This window comes from Micromonospora sp. NPDC049301, from assembly GCF_040678715.1.
GTDB lineage: Bacteria > Actinomycetota > Actinomycetes > Mycobacteriales > Micromonosporaceae > Micromonospora.
The window spans coordinates 952,398-974,634 of record NZ_JBFAQO010000001.1 but is presented as its reverse complement, the minus strand read 5'-3'; the positions used below and the strand labels follow the sequence as shown (position 1 = coordinate 974,634).

Sequence of the window (22,237 nt, the reverse complement as noted above, 5' to 3'; positions counted from 1 at the left end):
TCTTCCTGTCTGCTCGCGACGGCTCAAGGCCGGCTATCCCCCCTTGGCCTGGGAGAATAGCGGTCCCAGGTGACCGGCACCACGCCGCCCCGACCCCTCGCCGAGTCAGCCGATCCGCTCGATGACCAGCGGCGTCGACACCGGCGCGGTCGACGCGATCCGCACCGCTCGGGCGGCCTCCGCCAACGCCGCCGGGATCCGCGCCGGGTCCTCGGCGCGCAGCTCGTAGAGGGCGTCACCGGCCCGGACCGGATCGCCGGGCCGCTTGTGCAGCACCACCCCCGCCGGCACGCTGACCGGGTCCTCCTTGCGGGCGCGGCCCGCGCCGAGCCGCCAGGCCGCAACCCCCATGGCGTACGCGTCGACGGCCGCCACGTACCCGTCCTGCTCCGCGCGGACCACCTCGATCTCCGGGGCGGTCGGCATCGGCGCGTCCGGGTCGCCGCCCTGCGCACGGATCATCGCCCGCCAGGAGTCCATCGCCCGGCCGTCCCGCAGCGCCGCCGCCGGATCGGCGTCCGGCAGACCGGCGGCGTCGAGCATCTCCCGGGCCAGGGCCAGCGTCAGCTCCACCACGTCGGCCGGGCCACCGCCGGCCAGCACCTCGACCGACTCGGTCACCTCGACCGCGTTGCCGATCGCCAGGCCGAGCGGGGTGGACATGTCGGTGAGCAGGGCGACGGTCCGCACGCCGTGCGCGCCACCCAGCTCGACCATGGTGCGGGCCAGCTCGCGGGCCTGGTCGACGGACTTCATGAAGGCGCCCGAGCCGACCTTGACGTCGAGGACCAGCGCGCCGGTGCCCTCGGCGATCTTCTTGCTCATGATCGAGCTGGCGATCAGGGGGATCGCCTCCACGGTGCCGGTCACGTCGCGCAGCGCGTACAGCTTGCGGTCGGCCGGAGCGAGCCCGGCGCCGGCCGCGCAGATCACCGCGCCGACGTCGCCGAGCTGCGTGATGAACTCGTCGTTGCTCAGCGCGGCCCGCCAGCCGGGAATGGACTCCAACTTGTCCAGAGTGCCGCCGGTGTGCCCGAGGCCACGCCCGCTCAGCTGCGGAACGGCCGCGCCGCACGCCGCCACCAGCGGGGTGAGCGGCAGAGTGATCTTGTCGCCGACGCCGCCGGTGGAGTGCTTGTCGACCGTCGGGCGGCGCACCGCGGAGAGGTCCAGGCGCTCACCGCTGGCGATCATCGCGGCGGTCCAGCGGGCGATCTCCGGACCGGTCATGCCGTTGAGCAGGATCGCCATGGCCAGCGCGGACATCTGCTCGTCCGCGACCACCCCCCGGGTGTACGCGTCCATCACCCAGTCGATCTGCGCGTCGGACAGCACACCCCCGTCCCGCTTCACCCGAATGACGTCAACGGCAGCAAAACCACTACTCATCAAAAGTTCTCTCTAGTCGTGTGGCGGAACCAGCCCACGCGGAATCAGGACCAGCGAACCGGAATCTCCGCCGGCGGCTCACCCTCGCCGGCCCAGAAGATGGTGCCGGTCGCGTCCACCACCACGACCCGGGGCGTCCGCGCCATCCCCCAGGTGATCGCCTCCGCCGGGTCGTCCCAGCTCGGGGCCTCCTCCAGCACGCCGGTCTCGGCGCCCGCGTCGTCCCCGGCCGACCGCTCCCAGTACGCCGTCCAGACCTGCTGACCGGCGGACATGTCCGGGTGCACGAAGACCGTGCCGCGCCCGCGCCAGGCGGCCAGCCGCTCCGGGACCACCGGGACCGGCGTCTCACCGGTCACCGCCTCCAGGTCCTCCACGCCGAAGGCGTGCGGCAGCAGCTCGGCCATCCGCAGCGGGCGGCCCTTGGTCTCGATCAGGCACTCCGGCCCGCCGTGCTCCCAGAGCAGCTGCCGGCACCGGCCACACGGCATCAACGGCTCACCGGTGGCGTCGACGCAGGAGAACGCGACGAGTCGACCGCCGCCGGTGGCGTGCAGGCTGGAGACCACCCCGCACTCGGCGCAGAGCGTCACCCCGTACGCGGCGTTCTCCACGTTGCAGCCGACCACCACCCGGCCGTCGTCGACCAGCGCGGCCGCACCGACCGGGAACGTCGAGTACGGCGCGTACGCGTGCCGCATCGCGTCCGTCGCGGCGGCGCGCAACCGCGCCCAGTCGATGTCAGTCATCCCATCATTCTGCCGCACCGCCGTCGTGGTCTGCGGCGGGACCACCTCGGCCCCGCCGCGTCCGCACCCGGGCGTCAGCCCTTGATGTACGGCTTGCCGTCGGCCGCCGGTGCCCGGACCCGGCCGACCAGGCCGGCGACCGCCAGGATCGTCGCCAGGTAGGGCAGCATGGCCAGGAACTGGCTGGGGATCACGCTGTTGATCGCACCCAGATAGGTGGCGAGCTGGTCGGCGAAACCGAAGAAGAGCGCGGCGAGCAGCGCCCCGGTCGGGTTCCACCGGCCGAAGATCAGCGCGGCCAGCGCGATGAAGCCCTTGCCGCCGATCATGTTCTTGGTGAACGAGTAGAGCGCCAGCGTGTACGACGCGCCGCCGATGCCGGCGACCACGCCGGCCAGCAGCACGTTGCGGTAGCGCACCCGCAGCACCTTGACGCCGAGCGTGTCGGCGGCGGTCGGGTGCTCACCGACCGAGCGGGTCCGCAGCCCCCAGCGGGTACGGAACAGCCCGATGTGGATCACCAGCACCAGGAGCAGGCCGACGTAGAGGAAGATGTTGCCGCGGAACAGCGCCGGGCCGAGCACCGGGATGTCCTCGAGCAGCGGGATGTTCCAGTTGCCGAAGCGGGGCGAGCTGTTGTACTTCTCCGCGTCGGTCTGCATCAGCCGCTCGTAGAGGAAGCCGGTGACGCCGACCGCCAGCAGGTTGAGCACGATGCCGATGACCACCTGGTCGACCAGGTAGCGGATGGCGAAGACGGCCAGCAGCAGCGAGATGAACGCGCCGCCGATGGCGGCGGCGACCAGGCCCACCCAGACGCTGCCGGAGAGGCTGCCGAACAGCGCGCCGCTGAACGCGCCCATCAGCAACTGCCCCTCGATGGCCACGTTGACCACGCCGGACCGCTCGCAGAGCACCCCGGCCAGCGCGCCGAAGATCAGCGGCAGGGCCAGGATGAAGGTGCCCCGGATGATGTTGACCAGCGGCATGAAGTTCTGCCCGGTGGGCGCGGCGGAGACCTGCCAGCAGAGGAAGGACAGCACGAAGCCGACCAGCCCGACACCGAGCACGGGCAGGAACCACCGCTTCGGCACCCCGGCGAGCAGCGCCGCACCGGCGGCGATCGCGATGATCCCGAACAGGATCGCGCCGATCGTGCCGTTGATCTCCAGCGCGGCACCGGCCGCGTCATCGCTGAGCGTGAACCGGGCCTGCTGGTCGGTGGCGAGCGCACCGAAGAGCACCGCCGAGAGCAGGCCGAGCGCCAGCAGCACGAGGCCGACCTTGCGGTTCCGCGTCCAGAAGCCCTCGTCGACCGCGGCGACCGCGACGTCGGGCACAGCCATGGTGGACATGAGTTACCAGCCCTTCGCCAGGCTCGTCTGCAACCGGGCGGCCCGTGCGGCCCGGAGCTGGAAGATCGCTTTCACCAGGGCGGGTGCGGCGATGAAGATGACGATCAGCGCCTGGAGCACGGTGACCAGCTCCAGCGAGATCCCCGAGTACGACTGCATCCGGTTGCCGCCGGCCTGGAGCGCCCCGAACAGCAGCGCGGCCAGCAGCACGCCCCACGGCTTCACCCGGCCGAGCAGCGCCACCAGGATGCCGTCGAAGCCGATCTGCGCGACCACCAGCGGCGTCAGCGCGTTGGCGGTGGAGCCGAGGACCATGTTCGAGCCGCCGAGGCCGGCCAGGATCCCGGAGAAGACCATGATCAGGGTGTACGTCCGGGTGACGCTGATGCCCGCGGTGCGGGCGGCGTCCGGGTTGGCGCCCACCGCGCGCAGCTCGAAGCCGAGCGTGGAGCGGTTGAGCAGCCAGGCGACAGCCCACGTGGCCAGCACCGCGAGCAGGATGCCGGCGTGCACCCGCAGGTTGTCGCCGAGCAGTCGGGGCAGCTGGGCGGACGTGTCCACCGCCTTGCTGATCGCGTCCGTACGGGTCGGGTCCTGCACCCCGTTCTGCACGATCAACCAGGTCAGGAAGTACGTGGCGACGTAGTTGAGCATGATCGTGTTGATCACCTCGTGCGCGCCGGTGCGGGCCTTGAGGATGCCCGGGATGAAACCCCAGATCGCCCCGCCCAGGGCGCCGGCCAGCACCGCCACCAGCAGGTGCAGGCCGGGCGGCAGCGGCAGCAGGAAGCCGGCCAGCGCGGCCAGGATCACGCCGATGGTGGCCTGGCCCTGCGCGCCGATGTTGAACAGGCCGCCGCGGAAGGCCAGCGCCACCGCCAGACCGGTGAAGACCAGCGGGGCGGTGTAGGTGAGCGTCTCGGAGATCGGCGCGAGCACCGCCTGCCAGCCGTTGTCGCCGTTCAGCCAGCCGGAGAACGTCTCCGGGTCGAAGATCGCGCCCTTGAACAGGTTCGCGTACGCCTCGCTCACCAGCGTCCAGCTGGCGCTGAACGCGTCCGACGGGCGGGCGGTGATGTACGAGTAGGTGGACAGCACCGCCGGATCAGAAATGATCATCAGCACCCCGCCGACCACGATCGCCAGCACGAGCGACAGCAGGGTCACCGTGAAGGTGTTGGCCGCCCAGAGGTTGTTCAGGAACAGCCTGCCCAGGCTGGGCTTCGGCTCCGCCTCCGGCGCCGACCGGCCCGGCGTCGCCGCCTCGGCCTTCTCGGTGTTGCCGAGAGCGGTCTGCGCGGCCTGCGCCTCGCTCGCCGGCTCCTTGTCCGGCGAGCCGGGCTGCGGGTTGGGGTCGCTCATGCCGTCACTCCGCTTCGCTGCGTGACGCCATGAGGCACCAACGCCCGGTAACGATGATTCGCTCGCTGGCGCTCGCTCATGCCTCGTCCTCATTTGCGGGGCGTGCGTCGGTCGATGCGGCCTCGGCGCCCCGCTCGGAGGCCGTGTCCGGGCTGATGCCGGCCATCAACAGGCCGATCTCCTCACGCGGGGTGTCCGGGCCGACGATGCCGATGATCCGGCCGCGGTACATCACCGCGATCCGGTCGGCCAGCCCGATCACCTCGTCCAGTTCGCTGGAGACCACCATGACGGCGGTGCCGATGTCCCGCTCGCGGATGATCCGGCTGTGGATGAACTCGATCGACCCGACATCGACGCCACGGGTCGGCTGGGCGGCGATGAAGAGCTTCAGCGGCCGGGACAGCTCCCGGGCCACGATCACCTTCTGCTGGTTGCCACCGGAGAGGGTGCCCACCGGCGCGTCCGCTGATGAGGTACGGACGTCGAACTGCTCGATCCGCTCCTTCGCCGACGCCGCGATCGCCTCCGGCTTGAGCGCGAGCCCGGACCCGAACGGTGGCCGGTCGTAGATGTCCAGCACCAGGTTCTCCGCGACGCTGAACTCCTTGACCAGGCCGTCCACGCTGCGGTCCTCGGGCACGTAGCCGACGCCGGCGCGGAGCACCTTCTTGGTCGTCCAGCCGTCGATCCGGTCGCCGCCCAGGCTGACCGTGCCGGCGAGCACCGGGCGCAGGCCCATGATCGCCTCGATCAGCTCGGTCTGGCCGTTGCCCTGCACGCCCGCCACGCCGAGCACCTCGCCCGCGCGTACGGTCAGGTCCACGCCGTCGACCGCCCGGACCTGCCGGTCGTCGTCGACGACCAGCCCGGCCACCTCGAGCATCGGCTCGCCCGGCGTGGCCGGGGCCTTCTCGACGGTGAGCCGCACGCTGCGCCCGACCATCAGCGCGGCCAGCTCGTCCCGGCTGGCCTCCGGGGAGGCGGTGCCGACGGTCTTTCCACGCCGGATCACGGTGATCCGGTCGGCGATCGCCTTGACCTCGCCCAGCTTGTGGGTGATGAAGACGATCGACTTGCCGGCCGCCTTCAGTGACCGCATGACCGTCAGCAGTTCCTCGGTCTCCTGTGGGGTGAGCACCGCGGTCGGCTCGTCCAGGATGAGCAGGTCGACATCGCGGGTGAGCGCCTTGACGATCTCGACGCGCTGCTGGATGCCGACCGGCAGGTCCTCGATCACGGCGTCCGGGTCGACCCGCAGGTTGTACCGCTCGGACACCTCGGTGACCTCGCGCCGGGCACGCCGCCGGTCCAGGAAACCGGCGATGCCGCCCCGGACCTGCTCGGCGCCGAGCATGATGTTCTCGGCGACGGTGAAGACCGGCACCAGCATGAAGTGCTGGTGCACCATGCCGATCCCGGCGGCGATCGCGTCGGACGGGCCCTTCAGCTTCAGCGGCTTGCCGTCGACCAGGATCTCGCCCTCGTCGGGCTGGTAGAGCCCGTAGAGCACGTTCATCAGGGTCGACTTGCCCGCGCCGTTCTCGCCGAGCAGGGCGTGAATCTCTCCAGGCTCCACCGTCAGATCGATGTGGTCGTTGGCGACCAGATCACCGAACCGCTTGGTGATGCCGCGCAGTTCGAGTCTCAGCGCAACCTCCTGGAGTGCGAGCGATGGTGCAGCGTAGCTGCCGTTGACCGGGCCGGGCCGGTCACCGTGGCGCGCGATCGGCCGCTCCGGCCCCACGGGTGGTCACCCGCGGCGCCGGAGCGGCCGGATCGGTCGTACCTGTCCCCCGCCGACCCTCCGATGATCTCATCGGAGGGACCGGCCGGTCGTCACTTGGTCGGCTGGGCCTTCGAGGTGACGGTGATGGTGCCGGCGGCGATGTCCGCCTTGATCTTGTCGACCTCGGTCTTCAGCTCGGCCGGAACCTTGCTGTCGAAGTCGTGGTACGGGGCGATCGAGACGCCGTTGTTGGCCAGGGTGCCGACGAAGCCGGGCTTGGCCTGGAGCTTCTCGCCACCGGCGGCCTTGAGCACGGCCTCCTTGACGGCCTCCGGGATGTTCTTGACCACGGTGGTCACGATCGCGGAGCAGTCCGGGGTGCTCTCGCAGCCGTCGACGTCCACCCAGATGGTGTTGTACTTGCCGCCCGAGGCCTTCGCCGCGGAGGTGGTGCCGAGGCCGGAGCCGCCGGCGACCGGCATGATGATGTCCGCGCCCTGGGCGACCAGCGCGTCGGAGACCTTCTTGCCCTCGTCCTGCTTGGCGAAGTCGTTGGTGAAGGAGCCCTTCTGGGTCTCCTTGTTCCAGCCCAGCGCCTGGACGTTCTTCTTCTTGGTGGTGTTGTAGTACGCCACGCCGTCGACGAAGCCGTCCATGAAGATGGTCACCGGCGGGATCGGCAGGCCACCGTAGGTGCCCACCTTGCCGCTCTTGGACAGCCCGGCGGCCAGGTAGCCGGCCTGGAAGGCGGCCTGGGCGGTGTCGAACTGCATCGGGTACACGTTGGCGTCGCCCGGGTTGGCGTCGACGATGCCGAACGTCTGGTTCGGGTTGGCCTTGGCGATCTTCGAGGTGGCGTTGGCCATCAGGCCACCGACCGCCAGGATGAAGTCGCACTTCTGGTTGACGTACTGCGTCAGGTTCGGCTCGTAGTCGGCCTCGGCCTTCGACGCGACGTACTTGATGTCGATGTTGTCGTTGGCGGCCTTGGCCTCCTGCAGGCCCTTCCAGGCCGAGGTGTTGAACGACTTGTCGTCGATGCCACCGACGTCGGTCACCATGCAGGCGCTGAACTTCTTGGCGCCGCTGCCGGCGTTGTTGTCATCCTTGGGGGCCTCGCCACACGCGGCGGCGCTGAGCACGAGCCCACCCACCGCGAAGATCGAGGCGATCCGCATCCCACGCACCGAGCGCAAGACGTCTCCTTCCCATTGCACACCGCGCCTAGTGCGGTGGCAGCCCATCAGCCGACCTGCGGTGTGCCGCCGGCTGTCCCACGTTACGGACGGGAGCGTACGCCCGCGCCCACCCACCGGCCGACAATCGTGCACGACTGTTGAGCGCCTGTTACCCGGGTGTAACCCTTGGGTGGGGCAAGTCACTCTTCGTGCTGGTATCGAGCGTCCAGGGCGTCACCGAACGTCCGTTTTACGGGGGCGGCCGCCTCCTCGGACGTTACCGCCAAAAGACGGCGACCGCCGCGTTGACCAGGGTCAGGCCGACGATCGCGAGGAAGTGGCCGCGATTGACCACGTCCCGCTTCCGGGAGAAGAAGACCATGACGAAGATCAGCAGCGCGAGCACCAGCTTCGTCACAAGTTTCGCCGGTGCCGGCTCGTCGCCGTCGCGCAGCGGCGCGGCCAGGCCGAGCCCGGTCAGCAGACCGATCACCGACCCCCAGAGCATGGCGGGGTTGATCCGCAGCCGGCCACTGATGTATTGGGCGATCGAGCCGCCGAGCAGCAGGGCGAAACCGATCAGATGGACATAGAGGAGGATCAGTCGCAGTGCTTCCACGCCGCCCATCCTCCCCTATCAACGACAGTTTGTAGTAGGGGGTCCTGCGATCGGCGCGTCGCGACGGCCCCGGCGCGGTCAGCACAGCCGCCAGACCTGGAAGGTGGGGCCGTCACCGGGCAGGGCCACCGAGCCGTCCGGGCCGGGCCGGAGCGCCGACGCGCCCCCGTACAGGTTCTCGGCGGCCGGCAGGCCGGCCAGGCGTACCGGCACACCGGCCGCCCGCCGGGCCAGCACCAGCACCGTCCCGGTCGGCGCCTCGCGCAGAAAGACGAGCGTGTCCGGGTCGTGGTGCAGCCGGCGCAGGCCGCCGTGTCGCAGCGCCGGCTCGCCGCGCCGCAGCGCGATCAGCGCCTGGTACGCGGCGAGCGTGCCGGCGTCCCAGCTCTGCGGGCGGTGCCACGGCATCGGGGTACGCGAGGACTCACCGTTCGTGCCGGTCAGGCCCAGCTCGTCCCCCGCGAAGATCATCGGAATGCCGGGCAAGGTGGCGAGCAGGCCGGCGGCGACCTCTTGTCTGGCCGCGTCGCCGACCACCGTCCGGATCCGGGCCGAGTCGTGCGAGCCGAGCAGTTGCCACGAGTGCGCGTACGAGCGCCAGGAGATCAGTGACCGGTAGGCGTCCATGGTGGCCAGCACGGCGTCCGCGTCCCGCCGGGACACCCCGCCGGGGGTGCCGAGGAAGTTCGGTACCGGCTGGTCGCCGTGGCGCAGCCAGGACCAGACCGGGTCGGTGAAGCCGACGTAGTTCATGGTGCCGTGCCAGCCGTCGCGGTCCAGGTCGCCGGTGTGGTCATGGCCGTGCTCGGCCATCAGCAGGCCGTCCGGCCGGTCCCGGGCGACGACCGAGCGCAGCAGAGCCGCCACCTCGTGGGTGTACGCGTCGGCGCCCCGGCGGCCGGTCATGTTCGCCACGTCCACCCGCCACCCGTCCAGCCCGTACGGCGGGCGCAGCCAGCGGCGCAGCACCGCGTCCTCGGCGGTGGCGAAGCGGCGGCGCAGCTCGCCGCTTCCCCAGTTCAGCTTCGGCAGCGACTTCACGCCGTTCCAGGACTCGTAGTCCCCGGTGGTCTCGTCGAAGTAGTACAGGTCCCGCTCGGGCGCGTGCACCCGCGAGGAGGCGGCGGTGAACCAGTCGTGCGCGTCGCCGGTGTGGTTGCTGGTGATGTCGCCGAGCAGCCGCCAGCCCCGGGCCCGTACCGCGTCCGCGAGGCGGGCCAGCGCGGCGTCCCCGCCGAGCAGCGGATCGACCCGGTCGAAGCTGGCGGCGTCGTAGCGGTGGTTGGAGCGGGCCGGGAAGATCGGCGTCAGGTAGACCGTGTTCACCCCGAGCCGGTCCAGGTGGTCCAGCCGCTCGGTGACCCCGTCCAGGTCGCCGCCGTACAGCTGGTGCGGGGTCTCCGGGCCACGTCCGATCACCGGGGTGTCCCAGTCGCACGGTATCGCCCAGTCCGGCAGCCGCCGGCCGTCGGCGGCGGCGGAGCGGGCGAACCGGTCCGGGAAGATCTGGTAGATCACGGCATCCCGCGCCCAGGACGGCGGCGGCGCGTGGGTGACCAGCTTGAAGTCGCCGTGGTCGGGCACATCGTGGTCGACCAGCCCGGCGGCCGTCAGCCACCGGGTACGCCGCCCGGAGAGCAGGAAGCGGTAGTTGCTCACCGGGTTGCGGGCCGGCACCTCGGCCCGCCACCAGACGTCCCCGCCCTCGGTGCGGTCCACGGTGGCCTCGCGGAAGCGCGGCTCGCCGTCGCCGGTGGTGCGCACGTGCACCTGACTCACGTCGGCGCCGGCTGGCACCCGGACGAAGACGTCGACGACCTCCCCCAACGTGGGCTCCTGCTGGGGGACGTATCGCGGGGATCCGTCGTGGTGCGGCTGCACGGCAGTTCTTCCTCTCGGACGTACCCGGCGGGGGCCGGCCGCGCCTGGGCGGCCTGCCTGTCGTGCCGCCTTTGCTCTGCTTACGCCCACGCAACGGGCGCTGTCCGGATAGCGGACGCCGGCTGTTGCGCGGGTTGAAGCAGAGCAAAGGCGGCAGAGCAAGCTGTGGGGACGCCCCGACCCTTGGTCGGACCCGGCTGGCTATCCCTTGACCGCGCCGGCGGTCAGCCCGGAGACGATGTAGCGCTGGAGCACCTGGAAGACCAGCACGGTGGGGATCGCGGTGAGCAGCGTGCCGGCGGCGAAGATGCCGAAGTTGTTGTTGCGCTCGTTGCCCTGCAACATGCCGTACATGCCGACCGCGAGGGTCTTCGAGTCGGTGCTGGTGAGGAACACGTTGGCCATCAGGAACTCGTTGATGGTGCCGATGAACGCCAGCAGCCCGGTCACCGCCAGGATCGGCGCCACCAGCGGCAGCATGATCCGGAAGAAGACCTGTGCGTGCGACGCCCCGTCCATGGTCGCCGACTCGTCCAGCTCCCGGGGCAGGGTGTCGAAGAAGCCCTTCATCAGCCAGGTGTTCACGCCGAGCGCGCCACCCATGTAGAGCAGCAACAGCCCCCACGGGGTGTTGAAGCCGATCGACGGCCACAGGTCGGTGATCGTGCCGAAGATCAGGTAGATCGCCACGATCGCCAGGAACTGCGGGAACATCTGGATCAACAGCAGGGCCAGCAACCCCACCCGGCGGCCCCGGAACCGCATCCGGGAGAAGGCGTACGCCGCCAGCGCGGAGAGGAACACCGACGCGAACGAGGCCACCCCGGCGATCAGCAGCGAGTTGAGGAACCACCGCCCGAAGGCGGTCCGTTCGAACAACCCGCCGAAGTTGCCGAGTGACACCCCGCCGGTCGGCACCAGCTCGGAGGTGGAGAGCGTGCCGAGCGGGTTGAGCGCGGCGGAGAGCACGAACACGATCGGGAAGAGGCTGAACAGCACGCCCAGTACGGCGACCAGGTGCCGCCAGCCGACCTGCGCGAACCAGCGGTTGCGACGGGGGGTCACGAGTACACCTCCTCCTGCTTACGGGTCCGCCGGAAGCTGACCGCCGAGACCACCGCGACGATGGCGAAGATGAACAGCGAGATCGCGGCGGCGAAACCGAACTCCGCGCCCTGCCCGCCGAAGGCCAGCCGGTAGGTGTACGTGATCAGCAGGTCCGTCGCCCCGTTGGTCGGGTTGTCCGCCGGGAACGGCGCACCCTCGGTGGTCAGGTAGATCGCGTTGAAGTTGTTGAAGTTGTACGCGAACGACGAGATCAGCAGCGGGGAGAGCGCGACCAGCAGCAGCGGCAGGGTGACCGCGCGGAAGGACTGCCAGGGCGAGGCTCCGTCCACCGAGGTCGCCTCGGTCAGCTCCCGCGGGATGGCCTGCAACGCACCGGTGGCCACCAGGAACATGTACGGGTAGCCGAGCCAGAGCTGCACCAGGATGACCGCGAAACGCGCCGTCCAGGAGTGGCCGAACCAGTCCACGTCCAGGCCGAACAGGCTGTTGATCAGGCCGAAGTCGGCGTTGAACATGTCCCGCCAGGCCAGCAGCATCGCGAACGACGGCATGGCGTACGGCAGGACCAGCAGCACCCGGTAGAGGTTGGTGCCCCGCATCCGGGGCGAGTGCAGCACGAGCGCGATCAGCATGCCGAGCAGGAACGTCCCGCCGGTGGAGCAGATGGCGAAGGTGAAGTTCCAGATCAGGGTGCCGAGGAACGGGCCGGAGATGTTCCTGTCGGTGAGCACCCGCGTGAAGTTGCTCAGGCCGACGTTGACCTTCCAGCCCTGGGCGAGTCGCTCGCCGTCGGCGGCGACGAAGGCGCCCACCTCCTCGTCGGCGGCCCAGGTCTGCCCGGTCCCGGTGTCCCGGATGCAGTCGCAGCCGGACTCGTACGCCCGCACCGCCTTGCCCTCGTACGCGCGGGACAGTCCGCTGGAGCGCAACGCGCCGCCGGCGGTGGGCACCACCAGGTCGGTGATCTCCTTGCTGCGGGCGCTGGCCTGGCCGAAGTTCAGCACGGTGTAGCCGTCGGCGGCGGTGACCTTGCCACCCGTGCCGACGGTGACGTCGGCGGCGTCGAGCTGGCGCAGCCCGCCGGTGTCGCCGGCGGAGACGGTGCCGGTGGCCGGGTCGGTGACCAGGAACACCAGCGGTCCGGTGGCCGGGTCGCCCTTGGTGGCGATCGACAGCGCGTACTCGGCGGAGCCGGGCACCTGGGTGACCGAGGACGTCTGGATCGCGACGATCGCCTCGTCCTTGCTGCCCCGGTGCCCGTCCCCGAAGTTGGTGAAGGCGGTGCTGGCGGTGTACAGCACCGGGAAGACCTGGAAGGCGATCAGGAACAGGGTGCCCGGGACCAGGTACTTGGCCGGGATGTGCCGGGGGGTGAGGTAGAGGTAGAACAGTCCGGCGGTGGTCGCCGCCAGCAGGGCCAGGCCGGCCCACTTCCCGCCGTCGATGAGCGGGAAGGCAGCCCAGACCGCGATACCGGCGGTGAGGCCGAGCAGGAGCACCTTGCCGGCGAGGCCGGTCAGGGTGATCGGCGCGTGGTCACGCGCGGCACGGGAGCGCGGGGGCCGGGAGCCGACGGGCCCCCGGCCCGGGGTCCGCGTGGCGGACCCCGGGCCGGACAGCGGCGTACTCATTACTTGATCTGGCCGGCGATCGTCTTGCCCGCCGCGGTGATGGTGCTGGTCGGGTCGGCACCACCGACGACGGCGGCCTCGGCCTTGCCGAACGGGTCCCAGATCGCGGCCATCGCCGGGATGGCCGGGAGCACCTGGCCGTTCCTGCCGGCCTCCTGGAACTTGGCCAGGTCCGGGTCGCTGCCCTTGACCTGGTCGAGGGCGGCGGTCAGCGCCGGCGGCCGGGGCTCGGCGTTGTACAGCGCGACGGCCAGCTCGGGGGTCGTGGTGTAGTTGGCCACGAACTCCTGGGCCAGCGCCTTGTTCTTGCCCTTGGTGGCGACGTAGAACGCCTGCACACCCACGAACGGCTGGGCCTCCTTGCCGCCCGCGAAGCCGGGGATGGCGGAGATGTCGTACTTGATGTTGGCCTTCTTGACGTCGGCCACCGCCCACGGGCCGGAGACCAGGTACGCGCACTTCTTGCTGGTGAAGGTGGCGATCGAGTTGGTGTCCGCGATGGAGCGCTTGAGCACGCCCTCGCCCTTCTCGCCCAGCGCACCGATCTTCTTGAACGCCTCGATCGAGGCGGGCTTGCCGACGCCCAGGTCCTTCGGGTCGTAGTCGCCGTTGGCGGCGGTGCCGAAGAGGTAGCCGCCGGCCGAGCTGTACAGCGGGTAGATGTGGTACGCGTCGCCGTTCTGGCCGACCTGGAGGCAGAGCGTCTCGGTGGCCTTCTTCGCCGTCTTGAGCTGCTTGCCCGTGGCGACCAGGTCCTCAATGGTCTTCGGCGCCTCGGGGGCCAGTTCGGTGTTGCGGATCAGCGCCAGGTTCTCCTGCGCGTACGGCACGCCGTAGAGCTGGCCGTTGAAGGTGACCGCCTTGATGGCGGTCTCGTTGAACGCGCTCTTCTGCTCGGCGGCGAGCTGCACGGGGTCGATGGCGCCGTTCTGCACCAGGTTGCCGATCCAGTCGTGCGCGCCGACCACCACGTCGGGGCCGCTGCCCTGCTGCGAGGCGGTGACGAAGTTGGTCTGCAGGTCCTTGCTGACGGCCTGGACCTCGACGGTCACGCCGTTCTCCTGGCCGAACTTCTCGGCGAACGGCTTGAGGGCCGCGGTCCGCTTGTCGTCGGCCCAGATCACCAGTTTGCCGCCGGCGGCCTTGGGGGATTCCTTCGCGGCCGGCTCGTCGCTGTCGCCACCACAGCCGGAGGCGGCGAGCGCCAGGGCGAAGAGGGCGACCACACCCGCGGTACGGATGCGCATCGGTACTCCTGTCGTCATGGCGGGCCCGCCGGGGGAAGGGCGGCCCGCCAGTGGAAACCTCTGGAAGTTCTTGCCAACCGGCGCATCGATGCTGCGCCGCTGCTCTCGCATGTTGCGGGGACGTTAGCAAGAGGTTGCAGATAATGGAAGGGCTTGCAGAGCGCCCCGCAAGAACTTGCCGGTGGGCTAAAGTGCCGCCATGCGCGCTCGACTGTCCGACATCGCCCAGCAGGCCGAAGTCAGCGAGGCCACGGTGTCGCGGGTGCTCAACGACCGCCCCGGCGTGGCCCCGGAGACCCGGCAGGCCGTCCTCACCGCCCTCGACGTGCTCGGCTACGAGCGCCCGGCCCGGCTGCGCAAGCGCAGCGCCGGCCTGGTCGGTCTGGTGGTGCCGGAGCTGGACAACCCGATCTTCCCCGCCTTCGCCCAGGTCATCGAGTCGACGCTGGCACAGAGCGGGTTCACTCCGGTGCTCTGCACGCAGACCGCCGGCGGCGTCACCGAGGACGAGTACGTCGAGATGCTGCTGGACCGGCAGGTCTCCGGGATCGTCTTCGTCTCCGGCCTGCACGCCGACACCGCCGCCAACCACGACCGCTACCGGGCGCTGATCGCCCGGCCGTTGCCGGTCGTGATGATCAACGGGTACGTGCCCGGCATCGGCGCCCCCTTCGTCTCCTGCGACGACCGGGAGGCCGCCGAGCTGGCCGTGGCCCACCTCGTCGCACTCGGACACCGCCGGATCGGCCTGATCACCGGCCCCGACCGGTTCGTTCCGGTGCAGCGCAAGGTGGCCGGCTGGCGCTCCGCGATGACCCGGCTGGCCGGCGTCGCCGAGGCCGACCTCGGCCCACTGGCCGAGCTGTCGCTGTTCGGTGTGGAGGGTGGCGAGGCCGCGGCCGGCCGGCTGCTGGACCGCGGCGTGACCGGCGTGGTGTGCGGCTCGGACCTGATGGCGCTCGGCGCGATCCGGGCGGCCCGCCAGCGCGGCCTCACCGTCCCCGGCGACCTCTCCGTCGTCGGCTACGACGACTCGCCGTTGATGGCCTTCACCGACCCGCCGCTGACCACCATGCGGCAGCCGGTCATCGCGATGGCGGTGGCTGCCGTCCGGGCCCTGGTGGACGAGATCAACGGGCACGGCGCTCCGCACTCGGAGTACCTGTTCCGCCCGGAGCTGGTCGTACGCGGCTCCACCGCGGTCGCCCCGGCCGGCACCGGCGCGGGAGGCTCCAACCGGCACCGGCCCGGCTCCTCCGCGCTGGCGGTGTCCGCCTGACCGGCGCCACCCCTGCCGGTCAGCCACCCGCCCGCAGCAACCACGGCATCACCTTGCGCAAGAACTGCTTGACTCTTGCAGCGCTCGGCCGGCATATTGCTCAGACATCCGGCGGGCGACACGCCACACCCGCCGCGTGTCACCTCACCGAGCCCGAGACAGACGGGGAACACCACCGATGACCGCCAGCACCGCCACCCCGCACCGCACCGCCGACGACGACTGGTGGCGCTCCGCGGTCGTCTACCAGGTCTACGTCCGCAGCTTCGCCGACAGCGACGGCGACGGCACCGGCGACCTCCAGGGCATCCGGCAGCGCCTGCCGTACCTGCGCGACCTCGGGGTGGACGCGCTCTGGCTGACCCCCTTCTACACCTCCCCCATGGTCGACGGCGGGTACGACGTCGCCGACTACCGGGACGTCGACCCGATGTTCGGCACCCTCGCCGACTTCGACGCGATGATCACCGACGCGCACGCCCTCGGCCTGGGGATCATCGTCGACCTGGTGCCCAACCACACCTCCAGCGCGCACCGCTGGTTCACCGCCGCCCTCGCCGCCGGCCCCGGCTCGCCCGAGCGGGCCCGCTACCTCTTCGCCGAGGGCCGGGGCGCGCACGGCGAGCTGCCGCCGAACGACTGGGAGAGCATCTTCGGCGGCCCGGCCTGGACCCGCCTCGCGGACGGCGAGTGGTACCTGCACCTGTTCGACCCCGCCCAGCCGGACCTGAACTGGCGCCACCCCGAGGTCCGTGCCGAGTTCGAGGACGTGCTGCGGTTCTGGCTGGACCGGGGCGTCGACGGCTTCCGGGTCGACGTGGCGCACGGCATGATCAAGGCCGAGGGGTTGCCGGACGTCGGCTTCAGCACGCTGACCACCGGCCAGCGCCAGGTGGAACTGCTCGGCAAGGGCCGGCTGCCCTACTTCGACCAGGACGAGGTGCACGAGATCTACCGCGCCTGGCGGCCCATCCTGGACAGCTACCCCGGAGGCCGGATGGCCGTCGCCGAGGCGTGGGCCGAGACCCCGCAGCGGCTGGCCCGCTACATCGGCCCGGACGAGCTGCACCAGGCGTTCAGCTTCGACTTCCTCGACGCCACCTGGTCGGCCGACTCGTTCCGCAAGGTGATCGACACGGCGCTGGCCGAGTCGACCGTGGTCGGCGCGCCCACGACCTGGGTGCTGTCCAACCACGACAAGCAGCGGCACGTCACCCGCTACGGCGACGGCGCCGAGGGACTGCGACGGGCCCGCGCCGCCAGCCTGCTGATGCTCGCCCTGCCCGGTTGCGCCTACCTCTACCAGGGCGAGGAGCTGGGCCTGCCCGAGGTGCTCGACCTCCCCGACGAGCTGCGCCAGGACCCGGCGTTCCTGCGTACCGGCGAGAGCCGGGACGGCTGCCGGGTGCCGATCCCGTGGAGCGGCGAGTTGGCCCCGTACGGCTTCGGGCCGGCCGGCAGCGAGCTGAGCTGGCTGCCCACGCCGGCGACCTGGCAGGCCCTCTCGGTCGCCGCGCAGACCGGCGTGCCCGGCTCGACGCTGGAGCTGTACCGGGCCGCGCTGCAAATCCGGCACGACCACCCGGCGCTGGCCGCCGACGCCGACGGGGTGACCTGGCTGGAGAGCGGGCCGGGCGTGCTGGCGTTCTCCCGCACCGCCGGCGCGACCGTGCTGACCTGCGTGGTCAACCTCAGCGGCGCGCCGGTCCAGATCGACGGGTACGGCGAGCCGCTCGTCGCCAGCGAGGCGCTCACCGGGCCGGGCTCCGGCCATCTGCTGCCGGTCGACGCTGCCGCCTGGTTGGAACGGCGCTGAGCGGGTAACCCGTCATCGACCTGGTCGTCCGTCGTGCCCCGCGCCAACGGGCGACTGGGCTACCGGCCCCTTGTGGTGGGGGGTGAGGTGCACCGGCGCCACGCGGAGTCCGCTCCGCGTGGCGCCGGTGTCCGTCTGCGCCGCGTTCCGTCCCGACCCGTGTCACTTCGCCGTGAGCAGCGCCGCGATCCGGGTGAAGCCGGCGCGCACCTCGGCCTCGTTCGGCGGCTCGGTGGGCTCGCCACGGCCCGCCTCGTCGGCGGCGGCGTCCAACTCCTCGTCGATCACGTCCTCGAAGTCGCCGTACAGATCCGCCCCCTCGACCTGCCGGGCCTCGTCCTCGGCGGCGACCTGCGCGGCGGCGATCTCGCTGCGGATCTCGTCGGCCGACAGCGCCGGCAGCAGCGGCTCCACCACGGCCATCAGCTGCTCCTCAGCCACCACCGCCTCGGCCAGTGCCAACGCGTGCGGCCGCTCGTACGGCCCGCAGACCACCGGCTCCCACTCGTCGAGGTCGCCGAGCGGGCCGAAGGTGATGATCCACGGCAGGCCGAGCATCGGCGAGTCGGCCGGCAGGTCCAGTGTCATGAGTGCGCCCACGGGCTCATCATGGTCCGCGAACGCGAGCGCGCGACCCCGTTCGCCTCGGTTGTCGCCCGTCCGGCACCCGATCCGGCCCGGTCAGCCGGGGCGGGCGGCGTCCAGGGCGGCGCGGACCAGGGCGAGCGCGGTGGCGGGCGGCACGCCGAGCCGCCGTGCCTCGGCGGCGTACTCGACGGCAACCCGGTGCAGCCGGTCGACGGCGTCGTCCCGGCCGGGGGCCACGAAGGTGCCGTTGCGCCCCCGGGTCTCCAGCAGCCCGGCCGCCTCCAGCTCCCGGTACGCCCGGGCCACCGTGTTCGCGGCCAGCCGCAGGTCGGCGGCGAGCTGCCGGACGGTGGGAAGTCGGCTGCCCACCGGCAACCGTCCGTCGCCGATCAGCTCGGCGAGCTGCCCGCGCACCTGCTCGTACGGCGGCACCGACGAGTCCGGGTCGACCGATATCAGCACCTGCGCACCTTCCGCCATCAGCCCGCGCCGCCCGGTGTACCGGGATCGGTGTCCTCGTCGAGATTCGCCGGCGGGGCGCCCTCCGCCAGGTCCACCACCCGCCCGCGGTTGCTGGTGGCGACGAGCGCCGCGCCGAACAGCACCAGCTGGTTGAGCAGGTAGAGGTAGAGCAGCAGGCCGACGGCGCCGGCCACCACGGTGTACGCCGGGTTCCGCTCGGTGCGCACCACGTAGTACCGCCCGACCGTGTTGAGCAGCGTGATGCCGACCGCGACCAGCACCACCACCGGGCGCAGCCGGGACCGGCTCACCCGCAGCCGGGGCACCGCGACCAGCAGCGCGGTGGCGAGCACCGCGTTGATGAGCACGCTGAGCACCGCGCTGATCGTGGTCAGACCTACCGAGCCGGTGCTTCGCAGCAGGAAACGCAGCAGCGACTCCAGCGCGTCCACCGCCGCCACCGACACGCCGAGCAGCACGAAGACGCCGATCATCACCCCGAGGTCGACCAGCCGCCGGATCACGAGGTTGCCGGGCTGCTGGTTGAGCCGGTACATCAGCCGCTGGGACGAGCGGATCGCCTCCACCCAGCCGATCCCGGTGAAGACCAGGATGACCAGGCCGACGACGCCGACGGTGCCGCTGGAGTTGGCGATCTGCTCCGCGTCCAGAAACGGCAGGTTCTCCTTCAGGAACCCGGCCGCCGCCGCGCTGACCTCGTCGTTGTCCTCCAGGATCGCGCCGAAGACGGAGTACGCGACCAGCGCGAGGGCGAACACGGCGAAGAAGCCGTAGTAGGCGATCGCCGCCGCCAGCCGCCCGGCCAGCACCTCGGCGTAGAGCGCGCCGGCCCGCCACACGTGGTCGAAGAGCGCCGACCGGCAGCGCGCGGCGCTCACCCAGCGGTCGATGCCCGCCTCGACCCGGCCGATCACGTTCACGCGGTCATCCTCGCCGATCTCCCGCCGCCGTGGTGGCACCCGCCGTACCGTGCTCGCCGAGCGGCGCGTCGCCGGTCGGTCAGCCGCCGAGGCGGAAGTCCCGACGCGGCCGCCACCGGGCCTGCCCGCTGTGCGAGAAGAGGGTGAACGCGTCGACCTCGAACATGGCGGAGAAGTCGGCCAGATCCTCGTACGCCTTGTCCAGCGCCTCCGGTGCCACGTCCTGCGCCACGGTGACGTGCGGATGGTACGGGAACCGGGCCTGGCGACGTAGGCCCGGCGCCGCGGCGATGGCGGCGGCCAGCAGTTCGCATTCGCTGATCCCGGCGGCCACCGCGACGAACACCACCTGGGTCACCGGACGGAACGTGCCGGTGCCCCGCAGGTGCAGCGTGAACGGCAGGTGCGCGGCGGCGACGTTGGCGAGGTGCGCCTCGACGGTCGGCAGGGTGGCTGTCGGGATCTCGGTGGGCCCGAGCAGCGTCACGTGCGCGGGCACCGCCAGCGGGTCGCCGGCCTCGACCCGCCGCCGGGTGAGCTGGGCCCCCCACGGCTCCGGGATGTCCACCGCGATGCCGATCTCGATGGTGTCACCGGTCGGCGGCACCCCACCACTGCGATCCACGCTCCGCGTCGCCCCTTCGGCCACCGACCCGCCCACCTGTCCCGGGGCGCTATTCGCCGCGCACCGGCGGGAAGAACCCGACCCGCTCGTACGCGGACCGCAGGGTCGCCCCGGCCACCGTCCGGGCCTTCTCCGCGCCGGCGGCGAGCAGCTTGTCCAGCTGGGCCGGGTCGTCGAGGTAGGTGCTGGTGCGCTGCTGGATCGGGCGGACGAACTCCGCCACCACCTCGGCCAGCTCCTTCTTGAGGTCGCCGTAGCCCCGCCCGGCGAACGCGGCCACCAGGTCGTCGATGCTGCGCCCGCTGAGTGCCGAGTGGATCGTCAGCAGGTTGGACACGCCCGGCTTGGTCTCCGCGTCGAAGACGATTTCCCGGCCGGTGTCGGTCACCGCCGACCGGATCTTCTTCGCCGAGCGGGCCGGGTCCTCCAGCAGGTCGATGATGCCGGCCGGTGAGGACGACGACTTGGACATCTTCGCGGTCGGGTCCTGCAGGTCGGTGATCTTTGCGGTGTCCTTGACGATGTGCGGCGCGGGCACCGTGAACGTCGGGCCGAACAGCGAGTTGAACCGCTGGGCCAGGTCGCGGGACAGCTCCAGGTGCTGACGCTGGTCCTCGCCGACCGGCACGGCGTTGGCCTGGTAGAGCAGGATGTCGGCGGCCTGCAGGATGGGGTAGGTGAAGAGGCCGACGCTGGCCCGCTCGTTGCCCTGCTTCTGCGACTTGTCCTTGAACTGGGTCATCCGGCTGGCCTCGCCGAAGCCGGTGATGCAGCCGAGCACCCAGGCCAGCTGCGGGTGCTCGGGCACCTGCGACTGCACGAACAGGGTGCTGCGCTCCGGGTCCAGACCGACCGCGAAGAGCTGGGCGGCGGCCACCCTGGTGCGCTGGCGCAGCAGGGCCGGGTCGTGCCCCGCCGTGATGGCGTGCAGGTCCACCACGCAGTAGAACGCGTCGTGGGTCTCCTGCAGGGCCACCCAGTGCCGCACCGCGCCCAGGTAGTTGCCGAGGTGGAACGAGTCGGCCGTCGGCTGGATGCCGGAGAAGACGCGGGGGCGGGCGGGAACGTCGGACATGCCGATAATTGTGTCAGCAAGCGACGGGGTCCGTCATGACGGGCCGGCGGGTCGGCCGCGGCCCGCCGGTGTCGGGCCGTTGACCTCGCGCGCTTCCCGCGCGCCGACGCGGTGGGCCGGCGCGACAACGGGACCGCGCTGCTGCCCTGCCACGACCTCCCACGCGTGCGCCGCCCCGGCGTCCCGCGCCGACCCCGCGCCGGACTCCCGGCGTTGCTCCGGCACCCGCACGGCGGAGACCGCGAGCCGGGCCACCCGGCGTCCGTCGAGGGCCAGCACCCGCAGCAGCCAACCGCCCGACGCGTCGGCCGGGTCGGGTCCGCCGGCCTCGGCCGGCTCACCGGGCACGGACACCTCGTCACCGGTGACCGGCAGCCGGCCCAGCGCCGCCATCACGAACCCGCCGACCGTCTCGTACGGCCCCTCGGGCAGCACCACCCCCGTCCGCTCGGCGAAGTCGGCCAGGTTGAGCCGACCGTCCACGACGGCGGGCAGGCCGGCGTGCACCGGGTCCGGCGCGGCGTCGTACTCGTCGTGGATCTCGCCGATCAGCTCCTCGATCAGGTCCTCCAGGGTGACGATCCCGGCGGTGCCGCCGTACTCGTCGACCACCACCGCGAGGTGCTGACCCTCCCGGCGCATCTCGGTCAGCGCGGGCAGCACCCGTTTGCTGCCGGGCAGGCGCTTCACCTCGCGGGTGAGCTCGCCGACGGTGGCGCACGCGTCGGCGTCCGGCCGCAGCAGCACGTCGCGGAGGTGCACGAAGCCGACCACGTCGTCGTGGGTGCCGTCGGTGACCGGGTAGCGGGTGTGCGTCTCGGCGCGGACCAGCCGGGCGGCCTCGGCGATGGTCAGCCGGGCCGGCAGGAAGACCACCTCGGTGCGGGGCATCATCACCTCGCGGACCAGGCTGGCGCCGGCCACCAGAACCTCGTCGATGATCTGCCGTTCGTCCGGGTCGAGCAGCGTGTTCGCCGCGACCAGGTCCCGCAGATCGGCCTCGGTGATGCGCTCCCGGCCGGCTGCCGGGCCGGCCCCCAGCAGGTCGGTGACGAGGCGGGTGGCGCCGTCGGCGACGCGGACCACCACCCGGGCGACGGCCCGGGCGAGCGGGCCAGGGTCGCGGCGGGGCCTCCCCCGCGCGCCTCGCCGGAGCCCGGTACGGGCCGCTTCCCGCATGACAGAGATGGTAGACACCGTCGGCCCGCCGCACCGGGGTTCATCGACAGCAGGGCCGAATGTT

At 71.5% G+C, this 22,237-nt stretch carries 18 protein-coding genes and 1 pseudogene; 2 read left to right on the top strand and 17 right to left on the bottom strand.

Translation table 11 applies throughout. From position 1 onward, the window contains the following. Positions 1–105: 105 nt before the first annotated feature. From AB0K07_RS04700 to AB0K07_RS04650, 11 genes are all read right to left on the bottom strand, one after another. Positions 106–1,389 (bottom strand): thymidine phosphorylase, encoded by a 1,284-nt coding sequence (locus AB0K07_RS04700; RefSeq protein ID WP_363750954.1) that lies wholly within the window; start codon positions 1,387–1,389, stop codon positions 106–108. A gap of 44 nt (positions 1,390–1,433) precedes the next feature. Continuing rightward, positions 1,434–2,138, bottom strand: a complete 705-nt coding sequence (locus AB0K07_RS04695; protein WP_363750952.1) for a cytidine deaminase — start codon at positions 2,136–2,138, stop codon at positions 1,434–1,436. A 74-nt stretch (positions 2,139–2,212) separates the two neighbouring features. Further along, positions 2,213–3,493, bottom strand: coding sequence for an ABC transporter permease (locus AB0K07_RS04690; protein ID WP_363750951.1), 1,281 nt, complete (start codon positions 3,491–3,493; stop codon positions 2,213–2,215). A 3-nt stretch (positions 3,494–3,496) separates the two neighbouring features. Then, positions 3,497–4,855, bottom strand: coding sequence for an ABC transporter permease (locus AB0K07_RS04685; RefSeq protein ID WP_363750950.1), 1,359 nt, complete (start codon positions 4,853–4,855; stop codon positions 3,497–3,499). Positions 4,856–4,931: 76 nt separating this feature from the next. After that, positions 4,932–6,602: an ABC transporter ATP-binding protein gene (locus AB0K07_RS04680; RefSeq protein ID WP_363750949.1), complete on the bottom strand. Its 1,671-nt coding sequence runs from the start codon at positions 6,600–6,602 to the stop codon at positions 4,932–4,934. A gap of 92 nt (positions 6,603–6,694) precedes the next feature. Then, positions 6,695–7,762, bottom strand: coding sequence for a BMP family ABC transporter substrate-binding protein (locus tag AB0K07_RS04675; protein ID WP_363751424.1), 1,068 nt, complete (start codon positions 7,760–7,762; stop codon positions 6,695–6,697). Positions 7,763–8,039: 277 nt separating this feature from the next. Further along, positions 8,040–8,381, bottom strand: a complete 342-nt coding sequence (locus AB0K07_RS04670) for a hypothetical protein (protein WP_363750948.1) — start codon at positions 8,379–8,381, stop codon at positions 8,040–8,042. A gap of 78 nt (positions 8,382–8,459) precedes the next feature. After that, positions 8,460–10,208: a glycoside hydrolase family 13 protein gene (locus AB0K07_RS04665; RefSeq protein ID WP_363750947.1), complete on the bottom strand. Its 1,749-nt coding sequence runs from the start codon at positions 10,206–10,208 to the stop codon at positions 8,460–8,462. Positions 10,209–10,463: 255 nt separating this feature from the next. Then, complete coding sequence (locus AB0K07_RS04660; RefSeq protein ID WP_363750946.1) at positions 10,464–11,327, bottom strand: sugar ABC transporter permease; 864 nt, start codon at positions 11,325–11,327, stop codon at positions 10,464–10,466. Beyond that, complete coding sequence (locus AB0K07_RS04655; protein ID WP_363750945.1) at positions 11,324–12,961, bottom strand: ABC transporter permease subunit; 1,638 nt, start codon at positions 12,959–12,961, stop codon at positions 11,324–11,326. The genes AB0K07_RS04660 and AB0K07_RS04655 overlap by 4 nt, the downstream gene beginning before the upstream one ends. Next, positions 12,961–14,208, bottom strand: coding sequence for a maltose ABC transporter substrate-binding protein (locus AB0K07_RS04650; RefSeq protein WP_363750944.1), 1,248 nt, complete (start codon positions 14,206–14,208; stop codon positions 12,961–12,963). Before AB0K07_RS04650 ends, AB0K07_RS04655 begins: the two co-directional genes overlap by 1 nt. 199 nt (positions 14,209–14,407) lie before the next feature. On the opposite strand from AB0K07_RS04650, the gene AB0K07_RS04645 reads away from it, so the two are divergent. Together AB0K07_RS04645 and AB0K07_RS04640 are read left to right on the top strand one after the other, a co-directional pair. Beyond that, the gene (locus AB0K07_RS04645; RefSeq protein WP_363750943.1) at positions 14,408–15,487 is read left to right on the top strand and encodes a LacI family DNA-binding transcriptional regulator; all 1,080 of its coding nucleotides are present in this window, start codon (positions 14,408–14,410) and stop codon (positions 15,485–15,487) included. 178 nt (positions 15,488–15,665) lie between these two features. Further along, positions 15,666–17,303, top strand: a complete 1,638-nt coding sequence (locus AB0K07_RS04640) for a glycoside hydrolase family 13 protein (protein WP_363750942.1) — start codon at positions 15,666–15,668, stop codon at positions 17,301–17,303. Positions 17,304–17,465: 162 nt separating this feature from the next. On the opposite strand, the gene AB0K07_RS04635 is transcribed toward AB0K07_RS04640, so the two are convergent. From AB0K07_RS04635 to AB0K07_RS04610, 6 genes and pseudogenes are all read right to left on the bottom strand, one after another. Beyond that, positions 17,466–17,903 (bottom strand): hypothetical protein, encoded by a 438-nt coding sequence (locus tag AB0K07_RS04635; RefSeq protein ID WP_363750941.1) that lies wholly within the window; start codon positions 17,901–17,903, stop codon positions 17,466–17,468. A gap of 81 nt (positions 17,904–17,984) precedes the next feature. After that, complete coding sequence (locus AB0K07_RS04630) at positions 17,985–18,371, bottom strand: GntR family transcriptional regulator (protein WP_363750940.1); 387 nt, start codon at positions 18,369–18,371, stop codon at positions 17,985–17,987. After that, on the bottom strand, positions 18,371–19,294 hold the full coding sequence (locus AB0K07_RS04625; RefSeq protein ID WP_363750939.1) for a YhjD/YihY/BrkB family envelope integrity protein: 924 nt from the start codon (positions 19,292–19,294) through the stop codon (positions 18,371–18,373). The genes AB0K07_RS04630 and AB0K07_RS04625 overlap by 1 nt, the downstream gene beginning before the upstream one ends. Before the next feature lie 79 nt (positions 19,295–19,373). Beyond that, a complete protein-coding gene (locus tag AB0K07_RS04620; RefSeq protein ID WP_363750938.1) occupies positions 19,374–19,943 on the bottom strand; it encodes a 2'-5' RNA ligase family protein in 570 nt (189 codons plus the stop codon). Between the two features lie 25 nt (positions 19,944–19,968). After that, on the bottom strand, positions 19,969–20,994 hold the full coding sequence (trpS, locus tag AB0K07_RS04615; RefSeq protein WP_363750936.1) for a tryptophan--tRNA ligase: 1,026 nt from the start codon (positions 20,992–20,994) through the stop codon (positions 19,969–19,971). Positions 20,995–21,192: 198 nt separating this feature from the next. Next, positions 21,193–22,173: pseudogene (locus AB0K07_RS04610) on the bottom strand (hemolysin family protein); the annotation flags it as partial. Positions 22,174–22,237: the final 64 nt, after the last annotated feature.

Excerpts from the sequence above, each read along its gene's own strand:
- AB0K07_RS04655 (WP_363750945.1), bottom strand. The coding sequence starts at position 12,961 with ATGAGTACGCCGCTGTCCGGCCCGGGGTCCGCCACGCGGACCCCGGGC.
- AB0K07_RS04675 (WP_363751424.1), bottom strand. The coding sequence starts at position 7,762 with ATGCGGATCGCCTCGATCTTCGCGGTGGGTGGGCTCGTGCTCAGCGCC.
- AB0K07_RS04630 (WP_363750940.1), bottom strand. The coding sequence starts at position 18,371 with ATGGCGGAAGGTGCGCAGGTGCTGATATCGGTCGACCCGGACTCGTCG.
- AB0K07_RS04685 (WP_363750950.1), bottom strand. The coding sequence starts at position 4,855 with ATGAGCGACCCCAACCCGCAGCCCGGCTCGCCGGACAAGGAGCCGGCG.
- AB0K07_RS04690 (WP_363750951.1), bottom strand. The coding sequence starts at position 3,493 with ATGTCCACCATGGCTGTGCCCGACGTCGCGGTCGCCGCGGTCGACGAG.
- AB0K07_RS04640 (WP_363750942.1), top strand. The coding sequence starts at position 15,666 with ATGACCGCCAGCACCGCCACCCCGCACCGCACCGCCGACGACGACTGG.
- AB0K07_RS04650 (WP_363750944.1), bottom strand. The coding sequence starts at position 14,208 with ATGCGCATCCGTACCGCGGGTGTGGTCGCCCTCTTCGCCCTGGCGCTC.
- AB0K07_RS04700 (WP_363750954.1), bottom strand. The coding sequence starts at position 1,389 with ATGAGTAGTGGTTTTGCTGCCGTTGACGTCATTCGGGTGAAGCGGGAC.
- AB0K07_RS04695 (WP_363750952.1), bottom strand. The coding sequence starts at position 2,138 with ATGACTGACATCGACTGGGCGCGGTTGCGCGCCGCCGCGACGGACGCG.
- trpS (WP_363750936.1), bottom strand. The coding sequence starts at position 20,994 with ATGTCCGACGTTCCCGCCCGCCCCCGCGTCTTCTCCGGCATCCAGCCG.
- AB0K07_RS04645 (WP_363750943.1), top strand. The coding sequence starts at position 14,408 with ATGCGCGCTCGACTGTCCGACATCGCCCAGCAGGCCGAAGTCAGCGAG.